The following is a 17,082-nucleotide window of genomic DNA, read 5'->3' as shown; positions in this document are numbered from 1 at the left end:
GCCGTGAACCACTCCACCCTCTTCCTCCTGCGCCGCACCCGCCGCAACCTGGCCACGCATGTGGCGCGGGGCTTCACCCTGATCGAGTTGATGGTGGTACTGGTCATCATCGGCGTGCTGGCCGCGCTGATCGTGCCCAACGTGCTCGACCGCGCCGACGATGCGCGCGCCACCGCGGCGCGCACCGACGTCACCAATGTGATGCAGGCCCTCAAGCTGTATCGCCTGGACAACCAGCGCTACCCCACGGCCGAGCAGGGCCTGCAGGCGCTGGTGGCCAAACCCACCACCGGCCCCGTGCCGGGCAACTGGAAGCCCTACCTCGAAAAGCTGCCCAACGACCCCTGGGGCCGGCCTTACCAGTACCTGAACCCCGGCATCAAGGGCGAGATCGACGTGATGTCGTTCGGCGCCGACGGCCAGTCGGGCGGCGAAGGCAAGGATGCGGATATCGGCAGCTGGCAATAAAGATTTCTGTTCAGAGCATCCCCAGCGCATGCAATTGGCACCGTCCCACGCCAGTGGACGCCGCGCAAGGGCCGCCCCGCCGCGCTGGCGTCGTCTCCCCTCCCGCGCAGCGAGAGAGGGGGGAAGCCGCGCAGCGGCTCAGGGGGGTGTCGCTTCCTCGCGCGGTTTCACCCTGCTAGAGCTGCTGATCGTCATCAGCATCATGGCGCTGGCCACGGCGGGCGTCAGCCTGGCGCTGCGCGACAGCGGGCAGACCCAGCTCGAGCGCGAAGCGGCGCGGCTGGCGGCCCTGCTGGAATCGGGCCGGGCCCAGTCGCGCGGCACGGGCGTGCCGGTGCGCTGGCGCGCCGATGCGCAGGGCTTCCGGTTTGACGGTCTGCCCACCAGCACACTCCCCACCCAGTGGCTGGATGCCGGCACCACCGTGCGCGGCCCCGCCATCCTGCAACTGGGGCCCGAGCCGCTGATCGGCCCGCAGCAGGTGCTGCTGGTAAACCAGGCCCACCCCGAGCGCGCGCTGCGCGTGGTGACCGATGGCGTCAGGCCCTTCACGGTGGAGCCGCTGCAATGAAGCGCGCGGAGCGCGGCTTCACGCTGGTCGAGGTGCTGGTGGCGCTGGGCATTGTGGCCATCGCCCTCATGGCGGGCCTGCAGGCCACCACCGCGCTGACGCGCAATGCCCAGCGGCAATCGGACATCGTGCTGGCCCAGCTGTGCGCCGAGAACGAACTGGTCAAGGTGCGCCTGTCGCGCCAGATGCCGGGGGTGGGCGACAGCACCCAGCCCTGCGAGCAGGCGGGGCGCCGCTTCGACGTGGCCGTGATCGTGCGGCCCACGCCGAACCCAAGCTTTCGGCGCGTGGATGCGCAGGTGCTCGATGGGGAGAACTCCGTACTGCGCTTGTCCACCATCGTAGGGCGGTACTAGCTATGTGGATCGCTTCTCCGGCAGTGCATGGCACACGCCGCGCGCGCACGCAGCGCGGTTTCACCCTGATCGAGCTGCTGGTGGGCATTGCCATCATGGCGCTGATGGCCATTCTGGGCTGGCGCGGGCTGGACGGCATGGCGCGGGCGCAGGAGGCCACCCGCCAGCGGGCCGACGAACTGCTGGTGGTGCAGGCGGCGCTGGGGCAGTGGGGTAACGACCTCGACGCCCTCCTGGCCTTGCCCCACACCACGCCGCTGCACTGGGATGGCCAGGTGCTGCGCATCACGCGGCGCAGCAGTGCCGTGCCCGATGAAGGCGCCCTGGTGGTGGCCTGGACGCGGCGCGACGTGCAGGGCGCCAGCCATTGGTTGCGCTGGCAATCGCCCCCGGTGCGCACCCGCGCCGACTGGCAGCAGGCTTGGCAGCAGGCGGCCTTGTGGGCCAGCAACCCGGGCGAAGCCGAGCGGCGCCGCGAGGTGGTGTTGCTGCCGCTGGACAACTGGCAGCTCTTTTATTACCGCGGAGGCGCCTGGTCGAACCCGCAGTCCAGCAGCGACGCCACGCCCGGCGATGCCGCCGCCGTGCCCGCCACCGTGCCCGATGGCGTACGCCTGCAGATCACCATCAGCCCCGGCCAGGCCCTGGCCGGGCAGATCACGCGCGACTGGGTCAACCCCTTGCTGGGCGGGGGCAAGTCATGACCCACCGCACCCCCTCTTGCAAAAACATCGCAGGCCTTGCGCGCCAACGCGGTGCTGCGTTGCTCGCGGCCATGCTGACCGTGACGCTGGTGGCTACCTTTGCCGCCGCCGCGCTGTGGCAGCAGTGGCGCGCGGTCGAGGTCGAGACGGCCGAGCGCGCCCGGCTGCAATCGGCCTGGATTCTGGTGGGCGCGCTCGACTGGTCGCGCCTGATCCTGCGCGAAGACGGCATCACCGGTGGCGCCGACCATCTGGCCGAGCCCTGGGCCGTGCCGCTGCAGGAGGCGCGCCTGTCCACGTTTCTGGCGGCCGACCGCAACGTGGCCCAGGTGGACGATGCCAGCACCGACACCACCGATGCCTTTCTGTCCGGCCAGATCACCGACCTGCAGGCCCGGCTGAACCTGACCAACCTGATCGTGGGCGACAAGGTGCAAGCCAGCGCCTTGCGCCAGTTTTCGCGCCTGTTCGCGCGCCTGGGCCTGCCCCCGCAGCAACTGGACCAGCTGGTGCAGGCGCTGCGCGAGGCCAGGTCCAGCCCGGGGGCCGACAGCAGCGCGCCGCTGCTGCCGCCCACTTTTGCCCAGCTGGGCTGGCTGGGCCTGCCACCCGCAACCGTGGCCGTGCTGGCCCCCCATGTCACGCTGCTGCCTGCGCGCACCCCGGTAAACCTGAACACCGCCGATGTGGATGTGCTGGCGTCCGCCATCGACGGCCTCGACATGGCGGGCGCGCAAAAACTGGTGCAGGCCCGGCAGGCGCGCCATTTTCGAGTGCTGACCGATGCTTCCGACCAGCTGGGCGCCAGCATCGACCTGAACGCCGACGACCACGCCATCGCCTCGCGGTACTTTGAAGTGCGCGGGCGATTGCGCCTGGGCGCCACCATGGTGGACGAGCGCTCGCTGGTGATGCGCCAGGGCGCCACCGTGACCACGCTGTGGCGCGAACGCGGAGCCTTTGACAGAGAACCCGCAACCGTTGGGCCCCAGGCAATGCGCTGAGCGCCCCTTGCCGCAGCACTGTCAAGCCTGCCCCCTAAAATGGCCCGCAAACCCCGCCCATGAGCACCCTGATCCTTTTCCTGCCCCTGGCCCCGTCCGGGCCCACCGCCGACTACAGCTACACACTGACCGCCGACGGCCACACCGCACTTCGCCACGCCAGCGCGCCCGCGGCGCTGCTGCCCGAGCCTGCCCGGCCGGGCGGCGAGGTGGTGGCCGTGGTGCCGGCGCAGGCGCTTTCGTGGCAGCGCGTGCAGTTGCCCCAGGGCGTGCCGCTGGGCACCGGCCAGCAAACGCCGCGCCTGCGCTCGGTGCTGGAAGGCTTGCTGGAAGACCAGCTGCTCGACGACCCGGCACAACTGCACTTTGCCCTGCAACCGGCGGCCCGCGCGGGCGAACCCGTGTGGGTGGCCGTGTGCGACCGCGCCTGGTTGCGTGAAGCGCTGCAGGTGCTGGAGGCCGCAGGCCGGCGCGTATCGCGCGTGGTGCCAGAATTTGCACCGGGCACCACCGCCAGCGGCCAGCCCGAGCTGTTTGCGCTGGGCACGCCCGAAGAGGCCCACCTGGTGTTGTGCGGCCACGGGGCCGAGCAGGCGGTGGCCGTGCTGCCCCTGTCGTCCATGGCCCTGGGCCTGATCGGCCCGGTGGCCACCTCCGCAGACACCGACGACGCTGCGCCGCCGGTGCGCGCCGAACCCGCCGTGGCGGCGCTGGCCGAGCGCACGCTGGGCCGCCCTGTGGTGCTGCACACCGCCAGCCAGCGCGCGCTCGATGCGGCGCGCGGCGACTGGGACCTGGCGCAATTCGACCTGGCCAGCACCGGGCGCACCCGCGCCCTGCGCCAGGCCGGCAGCGCCGCCAGTGCCTTTCTGTATGCGCCGCAGTGGCGCGCGGCGCGCTGGGGCGCAGGCCTTCTGGCAGCTGCCCACCTCGTCGGCCTGAACGCCTGGGCCTGGCAGGAACGCGCCGCGCTCGCCGCCAAGCAAGTCGGTGTTCGCAATGCGCTCACGCAGACCTTTCCCAAAGTGCAGGTGGTGGTGGACGCCCCCGTGCAGATGGAACGCGAACTGGCCGCACTGCGCCAGGCCGCAGGCAGCGTATCGCCGCGCGACCTGGAGCCCCTGCTGGCCGCAGCAGGCGCTGCCCTGCCCGCAGGCCAGCTGCCCAATGCACTGGAATACAGCACCGGCGAATTGCGCCTGCGCGGCGTCACGCTGACCGGCGAGGAGCAGACCGCCGTGGTCACCCGGCTGCAGGCTGCGGGCTACAGCGCCCGCCTGGACGACGGCAGCCTGTTGCTGCGCGCAGAGGTAACGCCATGAACGCCCCCACCATGAACCTCTCCTTGCCAGCGCGCTGGAAGGCCCTGGCCCCGCGCGAGCAAAACCTGGTCCTGGCCGCGGGCAGCGTGGTGGCCCTGGCGCTGCTGTGGTGGCTGGCCCTGGCGCCAGCCCTGAACACGCTGCGCACGGCCCCGGCCCGCCATGCGGCGCTGGATGCCCAGTTGCAGCGCATGCAAAGCCTGCAGGCCGAAGCCCTGCAACTGCAGGCCGCGCCGCGCAGCGCACCGGGCGATGCCGTGGCCAGCCTGCGCAGCGCGCTGACCCAGCGCCTGGGCGCCACCGCCCAGCTCAGCCTGGTGGGTGACCGCGCCACCATCACGCTCAAGGGAGCACCGGCCGATGCCCTGGCCCAATGGCTGGCCCAGGCGCGCAGCAATGCGCTGGCGGTGCCGGTGGAAGCGCGGCTCACGCGCAGCCCGGCGGCGGCGCCCACAACGCCCCCCGCCACCCTGGGCAATGCGCCCGCTGCGGCCGCACCGCGCTGGGATGGCAGCCTGGTGCTGGCCCTGCCTGCGCGCTGAGCGGTGGCCTTTTTCATGTCCCGCAACGTGCTGCGCCACATGCCCTCCACCCCGCGTTCCCGCGCCCGGCGCACCGCCACGGCGGCACCGCGTGCGCCCTGGGGCTGGGCTGCGGCCGGGGTGCTGGTGGGCGTGTTGCCCGCGGTGATCTGCTTTGCGCCAGCGCAGTGGCTGGCCCAGGCGGTGGAACGCGCCAGCGACGGGCAGGTGCTGCTGGCCCAGGCGCGCGGCACGGTGTGGACCGGATCGGCCCAGCTGGTGCTGACCGGCGGCGGCGCCAGCCAGGACCGGGCCGCCCTGCCCGGGCGCATGGAATGGCGCCTGCGCCCCACCTGGCGCGGCCTGCGCGCGCAGGTGCACGCCGCCTGCTGCATGCCGGCGCCGCTGCAAGCCCGCATGGATGCCCGCTGGGGCGGCGCGCGGCTGGCGCTGGCCGATGGCCAAAGCCAGTTCCCGGCCGGCCTTTTGACGGGCCTGGGAACGCCGTGGAACACCTTGCAGCCCCAGGGCCAGCTGGCGGTGCAGACCCAAGGCCTCGAAGCCGTGTGGACGGCAGGCCGCCTGACCCTGGCGGGCATGGCCCAGCTCGATGCGCGGGCCATGTCATCGCGCCTGTCCACCCTGCGCCCCATGGGCAGCTACCGGCTCGTTTTGCAGGGGGGCGAAGTGCCCACGCTCACCCTGAGCACGCTCGACGGCGACCTGCAGTTGAGCGGCAGCGGCCAATGGGTGGGCCAGCGCCTGCGTTTTGCGGGCGAGGCCAGCGCCAAGCCCGAGCGCGAGGCGGCCCTGGCCAATCTTCTGAACATCATCGGACGGCGCAGCGGCGCGCGCTCCATCATCACCGTGGGTTGATCCTATGACTTCCAATCTTCCGCCCCAGCTGCGATTTGCTCTTAATACGATAGCTGCTTGCGCTTTACTGGCAAGCGCCAACGGGCAAATTCAAGCACAAACGGCCATCAGCCCCGGCACCAGCAGCGTGCGCCCGGGTGAGCCCGTCACGCTGAACTTTGCCAACGCCGAGATCGAGGCCGTGGCCCGCACCATGGCCACCATCACCGGCCGCAATGTGGTGGTGGACCCACGCGTCAAAGGCCAGCTCACCCTGATCACCGAGCGGGCCGTGACGCCGGCCGCCGCGTTCCAGCAGTTTTTGGCCGCGCTGCGGCTGCAGGGCTTCACGGTGGTCGAGTCGGCCGGCCTGTACAAGGTGGTGCCCGAGGCCGACGCCAAGCTGCAGGGCGGCAGCGTGAGCGTGACGCGCGGCGGCGCGCCCGGCCCCGGCGGCGGGCAAATCGTCACGCAAATCTTCAAGCTCAACTACGAAAACGCGGCCAACCTGGTGCCGGTGCTGCGCCCGCTGATCAGCCCCAACAACACCATCAACGTGAACCCCGGCAACAACTCGCTGGTGATCACCGACTATGCCGACAACCTGCAGCGCCTGGCGCGCATCGTGGCGGCCATGGATGTCGCCAATGCCAGCGATGTCGAGGTGATCCCGCTCAAGAATGCCGTAGCCGCCGACCTGGCCCCGCTGGTGGCGCGGCTCATTGATGGCGGCGGCAGCGCAGCCGCACCGGCCGCGGCCCAGGGCCAGACCGACACCTCGTTCAAGACCACGCTGCTGGCCGAGCCGCGCAGCAACGCCCTGATCCTTCGCGCCGCCAACCCGGCCCGCGTGGCCCAGGTGCGCGCGCTGGTGGACAAGCTCGACCAGCCGCCCGTGCCCGGCAGCAGCGCGGCCAGCGGCAACATCCATGTGGTTTACCTCAAGAATGCCGATGCCACCAAGCTGGCGACCACGCTGCGCGCGGCCATGTCGGCCACCGGGGGCGGCAACGGTAGCGCCGCGTCGTCGTCGGGCAATGCGGGCTCGGGCGGCCTGTCCACCACCGCGGCAGCAAGCACGACCGGCAACACCAGCGCCAGCAACAGCGCCGGTCTGGGCGCCAGCAGCGGTGGCCTGGGCATGGGCGCAGGCGGGGGCTTGAGCAACAGTGCCAGCAGCAACCAGCCCTCGACCGGCGGACAAATCCAGGCCGACCCCACCACCAACTCGCTCATCATCACGGCGCCCGAGCCCCAATACCGGCAGCTGCGCGCCGTGATCGACAAGCTCGACGGCCGGCGCGCACAGGTGCTGGTGGAAAGCCTGATCGTCGAGGTCTCGGCCAGCAAGCTGGCCGAGTTCGGCATCCAGTGGCAAAGCGCGCTGGGGAGCAAGGGCGATGGCTTGGTGGGCGCCATCGGCACCAACTCGGCAGTGTCGGGCGGCAACATCCTGGGGCTGGCCGCCGGCATTGCCACTGGCGATGCCAGCGCGATCACGGCGCTGGGCGGCGGTCTGAACATTGCGCTGGCGCCGCGCATCAATGGCCAGTATTACCTGGGTGCGCTGGCCAACTTCCTGCAAAACAGCGGCGATGCCAACGTGCTCTCCACCCCTAACCTGATGACGCTGGACAACGAAGAGGCCCGCATCGTCATTGGCAACAACGTGCCCTTCGTCACCGGCTCGTATGCCAACACCACCGGCAACAATTCGGTGAACCCGTTCACCACCGTAGAGCGCAAGGACGTGGGCCTGATGCTGCGCGTGCGCCCGCAGATCAACGAGAACGGCACCGTCAAGATGGCCATCTACCAGGAAGTCTCGAAGATCGACGGCAACACCCTCAAGGACGTGAACGGCCCAACCACCAGCAAGCGCTCCATCGAATCGAACGTGCTGGTCGAGGACGGCAGCATCATCGTGCTCGGCGGCCTGCTGGAAGACAGCTACCAGCAGGCCGAGGACAAGGTGCCGCTGATGGGCGACATTCCCGTGGTGGGCAATCTGTTTCGCAGCGAGAACCGCTCGCGCAAGAAGACCAACCTGATGGTATTTTTGCGCCCCGTGGTGGTGCGCGATGCAGCCGCCAGCGACGCGCTGATGCTCGACCGCTACGACGCCATCCGCGCGCTGCAGCAGGCCACGCAACCCGCTGCCAGCACCGTGCTGCGCTCGGTTTCCGGCGCCCCGGTGCTGCCCGCGCTGCGTCCTGAAGCCGCTTCGCCCGCACAGCCCTTGGCTGCGCCCGTGTCCGAGCCCGCGCCCATCACCAAGCCCTGAGCACACCCGCGATGCGCCATCCCCTGCCCTACGCCTTTGCGCGCACCGCCCAGTTGCTGCTGGAGGACGACGGCCAGCAGCTGGTGCTGTGGCACGGCCCCCAGCCCAACGCCAGCGCGCTGTCGGAAGTGCTGCGCAAGCACGCCGTGCAGCAGTTGCTGCTGCTCGATGCCCACGGCCTGGCCCAGCGCATCAGCGCCGCCTATGCGCAGGGCGAATCGAGCGCCGCCACGGTGGTCAGCGAGGTGGAAAGCGACGCCGACCTCTCGCGCATGATGCAGGAGCTGCCCGCGGTGGAAGACCTGCTGGAAACCGCCGACGACGCGCCCATCATCCGCATGCTCAACGCCCTGCTCACGCAGGCCGCGCGCGACGGCGCCAGCGACATCCACATCGAGCCCTACGAGCGCCACAGCAGCGTGCGCTTTCGCGTGGACGGCAGCCTGCGCGAGGTGGTGCAGCCCAACCGCGCGCTGCACGCCGCGCTGATCTCGCGGCTGAAGATCATGGCCGACCTCGATATTTCGGAAAAGCGTCTGCCGCAGGACGGCCGCATCAGCCTGCGCCTGGGCACCCGAGCGATTGACGTGCGCGTATCGACCCTGCCCAGCGCCCATGGCGAACGCGCCGTGCTGCGCCTGTTGGACAAATCCGAAAGCAAGATCAGCCTCGAAGCCGTGGGCATGCAGGGCGACACGCTGCACCGCTTTGAAAGCCTGATTGCCCAGCCGCACGGCATCGTGCTGGTCACCGGGCCCACGGGCTCGGGCAAGACCACCACGCTGTATGCGGCGCTGTCGCGCCTGGACGCCACGCGCAACAACATCATGACGGTGGAAGACCCCATCGAATACGAGCTGCCCGGCGTGGGCCAGACGCAGGTCAACAGCAAGATCGACCTGACGTTTGCCAAGGCCCTGCGCGCCATCCTGCGCCAGGACCCGGACATCATCATGATTGGCGAAATCCGCGACTTCGAGACCGCGCAGATCGCCATCCAGGCCTCGCTCACCGGCCACCTGGTGCTGGCCACGCTGCACACCAACGACGCCGCCAGCGCCGTCACGCGCCTGACCGACATGGGCGTGGAGCCGTTTTTGCTGTCCTCGTCCCTGCTGGGCGTGCTGGCCCAGCGCCTGGTGCGCAAGATTTGCACCCACTGCGCCGGCAAGGGCTGCGATGCCTGCGGCCAGACCGGCTACGCAGGCCGCACCGGCGTGTTCGAGCTGCTGGTCACCAACGATGCCATCCGCGCCCAGATCCACAACCAGGCCTCCGAGGCCGACATCCGCGCGGCCGCACTGGCCAATGGCATGGCGCTGATGCGCGACGACGGCGAGCGCCTGATTGCCGCCGGCATCACCAGCCGCGAAGAGGTGGTGCGAGTCACCAGGGACTGACCTCCCAATGCGGCTTCGCCGCTTCCCCCCAGGGGGACGCCAACCGTAGCCCGGCCAAGCTGACTCCACGGTGGTCCTGGCCCGGGATGCTCCGGTTGCTGGCGCCACCGCCTCATGTACCGCAGCGCGAAGCCCAGGAATGAAATGCTATATATTTAATAGCTTCTAGCGCTTACTGCATAAGCGCTAGCAACCAAAAACACCTGATTAGCGACTTGTCTCAGATGTCTCACCCCATCCGTTCGGGCTGAGCCCGTCGAAGCCAGGTCGCTTCTGGCGAACAGCCCTTCGACAGGCTCAGGGCGAACGGGTTCTATCTGAGATGGGTCGTTAATCAGGCAAAAAACCACTATCGAATCTGAAGCGCCACCTGCGCCTGCCACGCCATTGCAGGCTGACGGCCACGGGCCGCAGTATCGGCGGCGGCGAGCAGTGCGCCAGGCTGGGCGCCTGCCGCCGCAACACCGTCGTCATGCAGCTTGAACTGGCTGACGGCGCGCGTGAGTTGCAGGGCCTGCTCGCGCAGCGATTCCGACGCCGCCGTGGACTGCTCCACCAGGGCCGCGTTCTGCTGCGTCATCTGGTCGAGCTGGGTGACCGACTGGCTGATGTGGCCGATGTTGTCGCTTTGTTCGGCGGCCGAGGCGGTGATTTCGTTGATGATGCCCGACACGCGGCGCACGCTGCCCACGATCTCGGTCATGGTCTGGCCCGCCTGGCTCACCAGGCGCGAGCCGTCTTCCACGCGCTCGACCGATGAACCGATCAGCTCCTTGATCTCCTTGGCCGCCCCGGCGCTGCGCTGGGCCAGGTTGCGCACCTCGCTGGCCACCACGGCAAACCCGCGGCCCTGCTCGCCGGCGCGTGCGGCCTCCACGGCTGCGTTGAGCGCCAGGATATTGGTCTGGAAGGCGATGGAGTCGATCACGCCCGTGATGTCGGCAATCTTGCGGGAGCTGGTGGTGATCTGGTCCATGGTGCTCACCACCTGCGACACCACGGCACCGCCGCGCGCCGCCACTTCGGCGGCCGACGCGGCAAAGTCACTGGCCTGGCGCGAGGACTGCGCGTTTTGCTGCACCGTGCTGGTGAGCATTTCCATGGACGAGGCCGCTTCTTCGAGGTTGGCAGCGGTCTGCTCGGTGCGCTGGCTCAGGTCGTGGTTGCCGGTGGCGATTTCGTGGCTGGCGGTGGAAATGTTGCCCGCCGCATCCTGCACCTGGTGCACCAGGCCGCGCAGCGCGTGCTGCATGCGGCCCATGGCGCCCACCAGCTGGCCCACTTCGTCGTGGTTGAGCGCCTGTTCATCGCGCGACAGGTCGCCACCGGCAATGCGCTCGGCCAGATCGCGGGCCTGGGCCAGCGAGCGGGTGATGGAGCGCACGCTCAGGTAGGTGAGCGGAATCAGCACCGCCAGAGCCAGCACCAGGGCCACGCCGATCAGGCCGGACATGGTGGCGGCAAGGGTGTCCACGCCCTGGCGCGCCTCCTGCATTTGCGCACGGGCGGCTGTGGCCAGCTGGGAGAACAGTTGGTCGGTGGCCTCCATGTGCGTTTTGAGCCTGTCGGCATAGGCGCCGCCGCCGGCGCCGTCGATCTGGGCGCGCTCGATCTGGTCGAAGATCGGAACAATGCCGGTCTCGTATTGCTTGATCTCGTCGAGCGACTTGTCGATGGCCGCCACAAAGGCCGGATCGCCCGCCTGCACCTGGCGCACGTCGGCCAGGCTCTTGCGCAGCGCCGCCAGCGTCTTGCCCCAGCTTTCGCGCAGGGCCGCCACTTCCACGGTGTTGTTGAAATTGATGATGATGTCTTTTTCGGCGCGGCGCAGATCCCCCAGCGAGGTGCGCAGGTCGGACATGTCGGTGAGCGTCTGGACCCGCTGGGAGAACAAGGTTTCCAGCGTTCCACGGGTGCGGTCCAGTGCCATGAACCCCATGCCCCCGATGATCACCAGCAGCACGAGTGAAAAGGTCGTGGCGAAATACAGGCGCGTGCGAATGGAAAATCGACCCAGAGCATTCATGGCTCTTCCTTACATATTTTGACAACTACCACAATAAAGCAAATTTGATGCCATGCACTTGCCCAGCCTTCTGGACGGGGTGCTGGAGGACTATAAATCCCGCCCAATCCGTTGCTGCACAGGGTATTCACCGGCATTGACGCTCCTGCATCCGCACAGTGGCAGCGGTTTGCCAGTGGCGCGGGATTGAAAGCAATTTGTCACATTTGTAGCAAATAATCAGGGCAAACCCTTGGACGCCTCGCCCAAGGGTGCGTCGTGCGATACCCGCACCCTCCGCCATGGCCGCGTGCCGGCAGGGATGGCCAGTCCCCCTGCGAGCACCTGACAAGCCCCGATCCCATTGACGAACACCCATGTCCACCACCCTCCCCTCCCCCAAGCCATCCCAGGGCACGCTGGGCAAGCGCTTGCTGACCACATTCGCCGTGGTGCTGACGCTGTCCCTGCTCGGCTCGCTCATCGGCATCTGGTCGCTGCGCCAGATTCAGCAATCCACCGAAACCATGGTGAGCCAGGGCGTGGCCACCGAGCGCCTGGTCGCCGACGCCTACCGCTACCAGGCCATCAACTCCGAACGCTACAAGGCCATCGCCCTGAGCTCGGAGCCCGAGGTGGGCGACATCCTGGGCGCGGACATTGCCGCCACCCAGAAGCTCTATGACGCACGCATTGCCGAGCTGGGCCAACGCCTGCTGGTGGCCGAAGACCGTGCCTTGCTCGACAGCATCGATGCTGCCGGGAAAGACTTCCTGAAAGCCCGCACCGAGCTGGTGGCGGCCCGCGACTCGGGCGTGACCGAACGCATCCGCACGGTGTACGCCGAGCGGTTTCTGCCCTCTTCTGGTGCATTGCTGTCCGCACTGGGCACGCTGACCCAGTCGCAGCGCAACGCCATCGATGCCGGTGCACGCGAGGTAGAACGCCTGGGCGCAGTGGCCCGCACGGCGCTGCTGGCCTTCAGCGCCATGGCGCTGCTGGTGGGCTCCGTGCTGGCACTCTGGCTGGTGCGCAGCATCTCGCGCCCGATTGCACTGGCCGGCGCCACGGCCGACCGCGTGGCGGCGCTGGACCTGCGCCACGACATTGCAGGCCATGAAAAAGACGAGGCGGGTCGCATGCTCAACTCGCTGGCGGTGATGCAGCAGGCGCTGCGCGGCCTGGTCGAGCAGGTGCGTGGATCGGCGCAGAACGTAAGCGCGGCCGCCTCCGAAATCGCGGGCGGCAACACCGACCTGTCGAGCCGCACCGAAGAAACGGCTGCCAGCCTGCAGCAGACCGCGGCGGCACTGGAGCAGATCACCATCCGGGTGATGCACTCGGCACAGGCCGCGCACGACGCGCAGCAGATGGTGGCCACCGCCACCACGGTGGCGCATGACGGTGGCAACGTGGTGGCGCAGGTCGAGCGCACCATGGAAGGCATCCACAAATCGGCCGGCAAGATCGTGGCCATCATCGGCGTGATCGACTCCATCGCCTTCCAGACCAACATCCTGGCGCTCAACGCCGCCGTCGAGGCGGCCCATGCGGGCGAACAGGGCCGCGGCTTTGCCGTGGTGGCCGCCGAGGTGCGCAGCCTGGCCACGCGCTCGGCCGCCGCAGCGCGGGAAATCAAGGCGCTGATCAACGAATCGGTCGATCAGGTGAAAGAAGGCACAAGCCTGGCCGGGGTTGCCGGCCACACCATGCAGCGCATCGTGGGCTCAATCCAGAACGCCGAACGCATGATGGGCGAGATCACCTCCGCAACGCAGGACCAGAACCGCGATATTGGCCAGATCAACACCGCAGTGGCGCGGCTGGACCAGATGACCCAGGCCAACTCGGCGCTGGTGGAGCAGTCGATGGCCGCCTCTGCCGGCCTGCGCAACCAGGCCCATGAACTGTCCACACTGATCAGCCGCTTTGTGCTGCCCGGACAGGGCGCGGAATCGGCATCGCCCCAGATTGGCCCGGCACGCCCGCAGCAGGCACTGCTGACAGCGCGCTAAGCCACGCCGGGTTGTGTCCCGGCGACAATGCAGTCTCTGTCCCGGTAATAACCGAAGGATATGTCGTTAAAAGAGCCTCTAGCGCTTATGCAGAAAGCGCAAGAAGCTCTTTTTCTAATAGCAAACGTCAGGCCGGTTTGATCGGCACGTACAGGTTGCCGCCGCCACGCTGAAACTCTTCGGCCTTGGTTTCCATGCCCGCCGCCAGCGCTTCGGCTTCCGCCACGCCCTTTTGCTTTGCGAAGTCGCGCACTTCCTGTGTGATCTTCATCGAGCAGAACTTGGGCCCGCACATCGAGCAGAAATGCGCCACCTTGGAGGCGTCCTTGGGCAGGGTCTCGTCGTGATATTCCTTGGCCGTCTCGGGGTCCAGGCCCAGGTTGAACTGGTCCTGCCAGCGGAAGTCGAAGCGCGCCTGGCTGAGCGCGTCGTCGCGCGCGCGGGCGCCGGGGTGGCCCTTGGCCACGTCGGCGGCATGGGCGGCGATCTTGTAGGCAATGATCCCTTGCTTCACATCGTCGCGGTCGGGCAAGCCCAGGTGCTCCTTGGGCGTCACGTAGCAGAGCATGGCCGTGCCCATCCAGCCGATCATGGCCGCGCCGATGGCTGAAGCAATGTGGTCGTAGCCGGGCGCGATGTCGATGGTCAGCGGACCCAGCGTGTAGAACGGCGCCTCGTGGCAGGTCTTGAGCTGCTCGGTCATGTTGGCCTGGATCATGTGCATGGGCACATGGCCGGGGCCTTCGATCATGGTCTGCACGTCGTGCTTCCAGGCCACCTGGGTCAGCTCGCCCAGCGTATGCAGCTCGGCAAACTGCGCTTCGTCGTTGGCATCCGATGCGCAGCCGGGGCGCAGGCCATCACCGAGGCTGAACGACACGTCGTACGCCTTCATGATGTCGCAGATGTCCTCGAAGTGCTCGTACAAAAAGCTCTCGCGGTGGTGCGCCATGCACCACTTGGCCATGATGGAACCGCCGCGCGAGACGATACCCGTGCGCCGCGCCGCCGTGAGGTGGATGTAGGCCAGGCGCACGCCCGCGTGGATGGTGAAGTAGTCCACGCCCTGCTCGGCCTGTTCAATCAGGGTGTCGCGGAAGATTTCCCAGGTCAGGTCTTCGGCCACTCCACCCACCTTCTCCAGCGCCTGGTAGATGGGCACGGTGCCAATGGGCACGGGGCTGTTGCGCACGATCCAGTCGCGTGTGGTGTGGATGGCCTTGCCGGTGGACAAGTCCATCACGTTGTCGGCACCCCAGCGGATGGCCCACACCAGTTTTTCGACTTCTTCCTCGATGCTCGACGTGACGGCCGAGTTGCCGATGTTGGCGTTGATCTTGACCAGGAAATTGCGGCCAATCGCCATGGGCTCCACCTCGGGGTGGTTGATGTTGGCGGGGATGATGGCGCGGCCCCGGGCCACTTCGTCGCGCACGAATTCGGGGGTGATGATGCGCGGGATGCTGGCACCCATCGGGTTGCCCATCAGGCGCTGCTCGCGACCAGCGTCGGCCATGTACTGCGCCATCCACTCGCGCTTGCCGTTTTCGCGGATGGCCACGTATTCCATCTCGGGCGTGATGATGCCTTTGCGCGCGTAGTGCATCTGCGTGACGTTGGCACCCACACCATTCGTCCTTTTGGCGCGCAGGGGCTTGCGCTGCAGGGCGGCGGCCTCGGCGCGCAGCTGGGCCAGGCGGGTGGCATCTTCGCTTTTTTGCCCGTCGTCCAGCGCTACGGGGGCGCGGCCTTCGTAGTGCTCCACATCGCCACGCGCGGCAATCCACTCATTGCGCACACCGGCAAGGCCCTTGCGCACGTCAATCACGGCATCGGGGTCGGTGTAGGGGCCGGAGGTGTCGTACACACTGACCAGTTCGCCATTGGTCAGCGCGATGTCGCGCACGGGCACGCGCAGGTCGGTGTGCAAATGGCCGGGGATATAGGCTTTGCGCGATGCAGGAAAGGGCTCGCGCGTGCGGGCCAGCAGCTCCGCAAACTTTTCGGGGGCAGCGAGCTTGGCGTGGGGGTCGGGGGCGTTCATGGGCAGGTCTCCTGGTTCCGGTGGCGGTGGGGTCTGCTCCGGAATGGACCTGTGCGCCCCTCAGGTGGCTGCGCATGGCAGCGCCTGAGGCAAGGCGTGCCCACAGGGACTGCGGGCACGGGGACAAGGAGGTCGACTCTTCTTCCGCCGGTATGAACCGGATCAAGTTCGTCGGGTTCGCAAGGCCTGCCGAATTTCTTCAGCCACCTCGCATCTCAGCGCTTACGCACACCCCGGAGCAGGCGCGAGTATAGGACAGCGCTGCCTTACGGCCTTGAACAGGCTCAGGCCAGGCGCCCGATGAACAGCACGGCAAAGAAAAAGACGGCAGCGATGATGGTCCATTTCAGCACCACCAGGCCAAAGCGCTTGTAGCGCGCCTGGCCCGTGCCGGCATAGAACGCAAAGGAAACCACCGCGGTCAGCAGCAGTGCCATGGCCAGCCAGCGAAACAGCAGCATGGGCCCGCTACCACGCACGCACGGGTTGCAGGAACCCGCTGGGTGCCTGGCGTTCATCCTCGAACGTCACTTCTTCCCAGGCATCGCGCTGCGCCAGCAGCTCGCGCAGCAGCAGGTTGTTCATGGCATGGCCCGAGCGGAAGGCGCTGTAGGCAGCCAGCAGGGGCTTGCCGATCAGGTACAGGTCGCCCATGGCGTCGAGGATCTTGTGCTTGACGAACTCATCGTCATAGCGCAACCCGTCGCTGTTGAGTACCTTGTAGTCGTCCATCACGATGGCGTTGTCAAGCCCGCCCCCTAGCGCCAGGCCGTTGGAGCGCATCATTTCCACGTCGCGGGTGAATCCGAAGGTGCGTGCGCGCGCAATGTCGCGGCTGTAGTTGCCTGACCCCAGGTCAAACTCGACCCGCTGGCCCGTGGAATCGACCGCCGGGTGGTCGAAATCGATCTCGAAACTGAGCTTGTACCCGTGGTAGGGCACCAGCCGCGCCCACTTGGCTGAGGCCCCTTCGCCCTGGCGCACCTCGACCGGCCGGGTCACGCGGATAAAGCGCCGTGGCGCGTTCTGCAGTTCAATGCCCGCGCTTTGCAACAAAAAGACAAACGAAGCCGATGAGCCGTCCAGGATGGGAACCTCTTCTGCGGTGATGTCCACATACAGGTTGTCGATACCCAGGCCCGCGCAGGCCGACATGAGGTGCTCGACGGTGTGCACCTTGGCATTGCCCGTGCCGATGGTCGATGCCAGCCGGGTGTCGGTCACTGCGGCGGCCGAGATGGGAATATCGACGGGCTGGGGCAAATCCACCCGGCGAAACACGATGCCCGTGTCAGGCTGTGCCGGCCGCAGGGTCAACTCGACCCGCTGGCCGCTGTGCAGCCCCACGCCCACGGCGCGGGTCAGTGTCTTGATGGTGCGTTGCTGGAGCATCTTGCAATTTTAGTGGGCCCGCCCAGCAGGAAGTACCTGTGACTTCCTATGACCCTGATAGAAAACGGAACACCTGAAATCGGCGCACGCCCCACCAGGGACGCCGCGCAAGGGCCGCCCCGCCGCGCTGGCGTCGTCCCC

At 67.9% G+C, this 17,082-nt stretch carries 15 protein-coding genes and 1 riboswitch; of the genes, 11 read left to right on the top strand and 4 right to left on the bottom strand.

The window, feature by feature from the left end:
* The first annotated feature begins 27 nt into the window (after positions 1–27).
* From gspG to J8G26_RS03910, 10 genes are all read left to right on the top strand, one after another.
* Entirely contained in the window at positions 28–468 is a 441-nt protein-coding gene (gspG, locus tag J8G26_RS03955) for a type II secretion system major pseudopilin GspG (RefSeq protein WP_210568045.1), read from the top strand.
* A 172-nt stretch (positions 469–640) separates the two neighbouring features.
* Positions 641–1,039 (top strand): type II secretion system protein GspH, encoded by a 399-nt coding sequence (locus J8G26_RS03950; RefSeq protein WP_246881235.1) that lies wholly within the window; start codon positions 641–643, stop codon positions 1,037–1,039.
* Positions 1,036–1,395 carry a type II secretion system minor pseudopilin GspI gene (gspI, locus tag J8G26_RS03945; protein ID WP_210568005.1) on the top strand — a complete coding sequence of 120 codons (360 nt, stop codon included), beginning with the start codon at positions 1,036–1,038 and terminating at the stop codon, positions 1,393–1,395. The genes J8G26_RS03950 and gspI overlap by 4 nt, the downstream gene beginning before the upstream one ends.
* Positions 1,396–1,397: 2 nt before the next feature.
* Positions 1,398–2,099 (top strand): prepilin-type N-terminal cleavage/methylation domain-containing protein, encoded by a 702-nt coding sequence (locus tag J8G26_RS03940; RefSeq protein WP_210568004.1) that lies wholly within the window; start codon positions 1,398–1,400, stop codon positions 2,097–2,099.
* Entirely contained in the window at positions 2,096–3,103 is a 1,008-nt protein-coding gene (gene gspK / locus J8G26_RS03935; RefSeq protein WP_210568003.1) for a type II secretion system minor pseudopilin GspK, read from the top strand. The genes J8G26_RS03940 and gspK overlap by 4 nt, the downstream gene beginning before the upstream one ends.
* Before the next feature lie 59 nt (positions 3,104–3,162).
* Complete coding sequence (gspL, locus tag J8G26_RS03930) at positions 3,163–4,425, top strand: type II secretion system protein GspL (RefSeq protein WP_210568002.1); 1,263 nt, start codon at positions 3,163–3,165, stop codon at positions 4,423–4,425.
* Positions 4,422–4,967: a type II secretion system protein GspM gene (gene gspM / locus J8G26_RS03925; RefSeq protein ID WP_210568001.1), complete on the top strand. Its 546-nt coding sequence runs from the start codon at positions 4,422–4,424 to the stop codon at positions 4,965–4,967. The genes gspL and gspM overlap by 4 nt, the downstream gene beginning before the upstream one ends.
* 39 nt (positions 4,968–5,006) lie before the next feature.
* On the top strand, positions 5,007–5,822 hold the full coding sequence (gene gspN, locus J8G26_RS03920; protein ID WP_246881234.1) for a type II secretion system protein N: 816 nt from the start codon (positions 5,007–5,009) through the stop codon (positions 5,820–5,822).
* A 4-nt stretch (positions 5,823–5,826) separates the two neighbouring features.
* Positions 5,827–8,085 carry a type II secretion system secretin GspD gene (gspD, locus tag J8G26_RS03915; protein WP_210567999.1) on the top strand — a complete coding sequence of 753 codons (2,259 nt, stop codon included), beginning with the start codon at positions 5,827–5,829 and terminating at the stop codon, positions 8,083–8,085.
* Positions 8,086–8,096: 11 nt separating this feature from the next.
* Positions 8,097–9,485, top strand: a complete 1,389-nt coding sequence (locus J8G26_RS03910) for an ATPase, T2SS/T4P/T4SS family (protein ID WP_210567998.1) — start codon at positions 8,097–8,099, stop codon at positions 9,483–9,485.
* Between the two features lie 349 nt (positions 9,486–9,834).
* On the opposite strand, the gene J8G26_RS03905 is transcribed toward J8G26_RS03910, so the two are convergent.
* Complete coding sequence (locus J8G26_RS03905; protein WP_210567997.1) at positions 9,835–11,511, bottom strand: methyl-accepting chemotaxis protein; 1,677 nt, start codon at positions 11,509–11,511, stop codon at positions 9,835–9,837.
* 356 nt (positions 11,512–11,867) lie between these two features.
* Between J8G26_RS03905 and J8G26_RS03900 the strand changes: the two genes are divergently transcribed.
* Entirely contained in the window at positions 11,868–13,505 is a 1,638-nt protein-coding gene (locus tag J8G26_RS03900) for a methyl-accepting chemotaxis protein (protein ID WP_210567996.1), read from the top strand.
* A 127-nt stretch (positions 13,506–13,632) separates the two neighbouring features.
* Here the strand turns inward: J8G26_RS03900 and thiC are convergent, their stop codons facing one another.
* The 3 genes from thiC to lpxC all read right to left on the bottom strand — a co-directional run bounded on the left by thiC (position 13,633) and on the right by lpxC (position 16,941).
* Positions 13,633–15,549, bottom strand: coding sequence for a phosphomethylpyrimidine synthase ThiC (gene thiC, locus J8G26_RS03895; protein WP_210567995.1), 1,917 nt, complete (start codon positions 15,547–15,549; stop codon positions 13,633–13,635).
* A 122-nt stretch (positions 15,550–15,671) separates the two neighbouring features.
* Positions 15,672–15,795: riboswitch (TPP riboswitch) on the bottom strand.
* A gap of 38 nt (positions 15,796–15,833) precedes the next feature.
* Positions 15,834–16,010 carry a hypothetical protein gene (locus tag J8G26_RS03890; protein WP_198314724.1) on the bottom strand — a complete coding sequence of 59 codons (177 nt, stop codon included), beginning with the start codon at positions 16,008–16,010 and terminating at the stop codon, positions 15,834–15,836.
* A 7-nt stretch (positions 16,011–16,017) separates the two neighbouring features.
* Positions 16,018–16,941, bottom strand: a complete 924-nt coding sequence (gene lpxC / locus J8G26_RS03885; protein ID WP_210567994.1) for a UDP-3-O-acyl-N-acetylglucosamine deacetylase — start codon at positions 16,939–16,941, stop codon at positions 16,018–16,020.
* Between the last annotated feature and the right edge of the window lie 141 nt (positions 16,942–17,082).

This window comes from Acidovorax sp. JG5 (genome assembly GCF_017939685.1).
In the GTDB taxonomy this organism is placed as follows: domain Bacteria; phylum Pseudomonadota; class Gammaproteobacteria; order Burkholderiales; family Burkholderiaceae_C; genus Acidovorax.
Note: the sequence above shows the minus strand (reverse complement) of the source record. Positions and strands in the feature narration are given on the sequence as shown.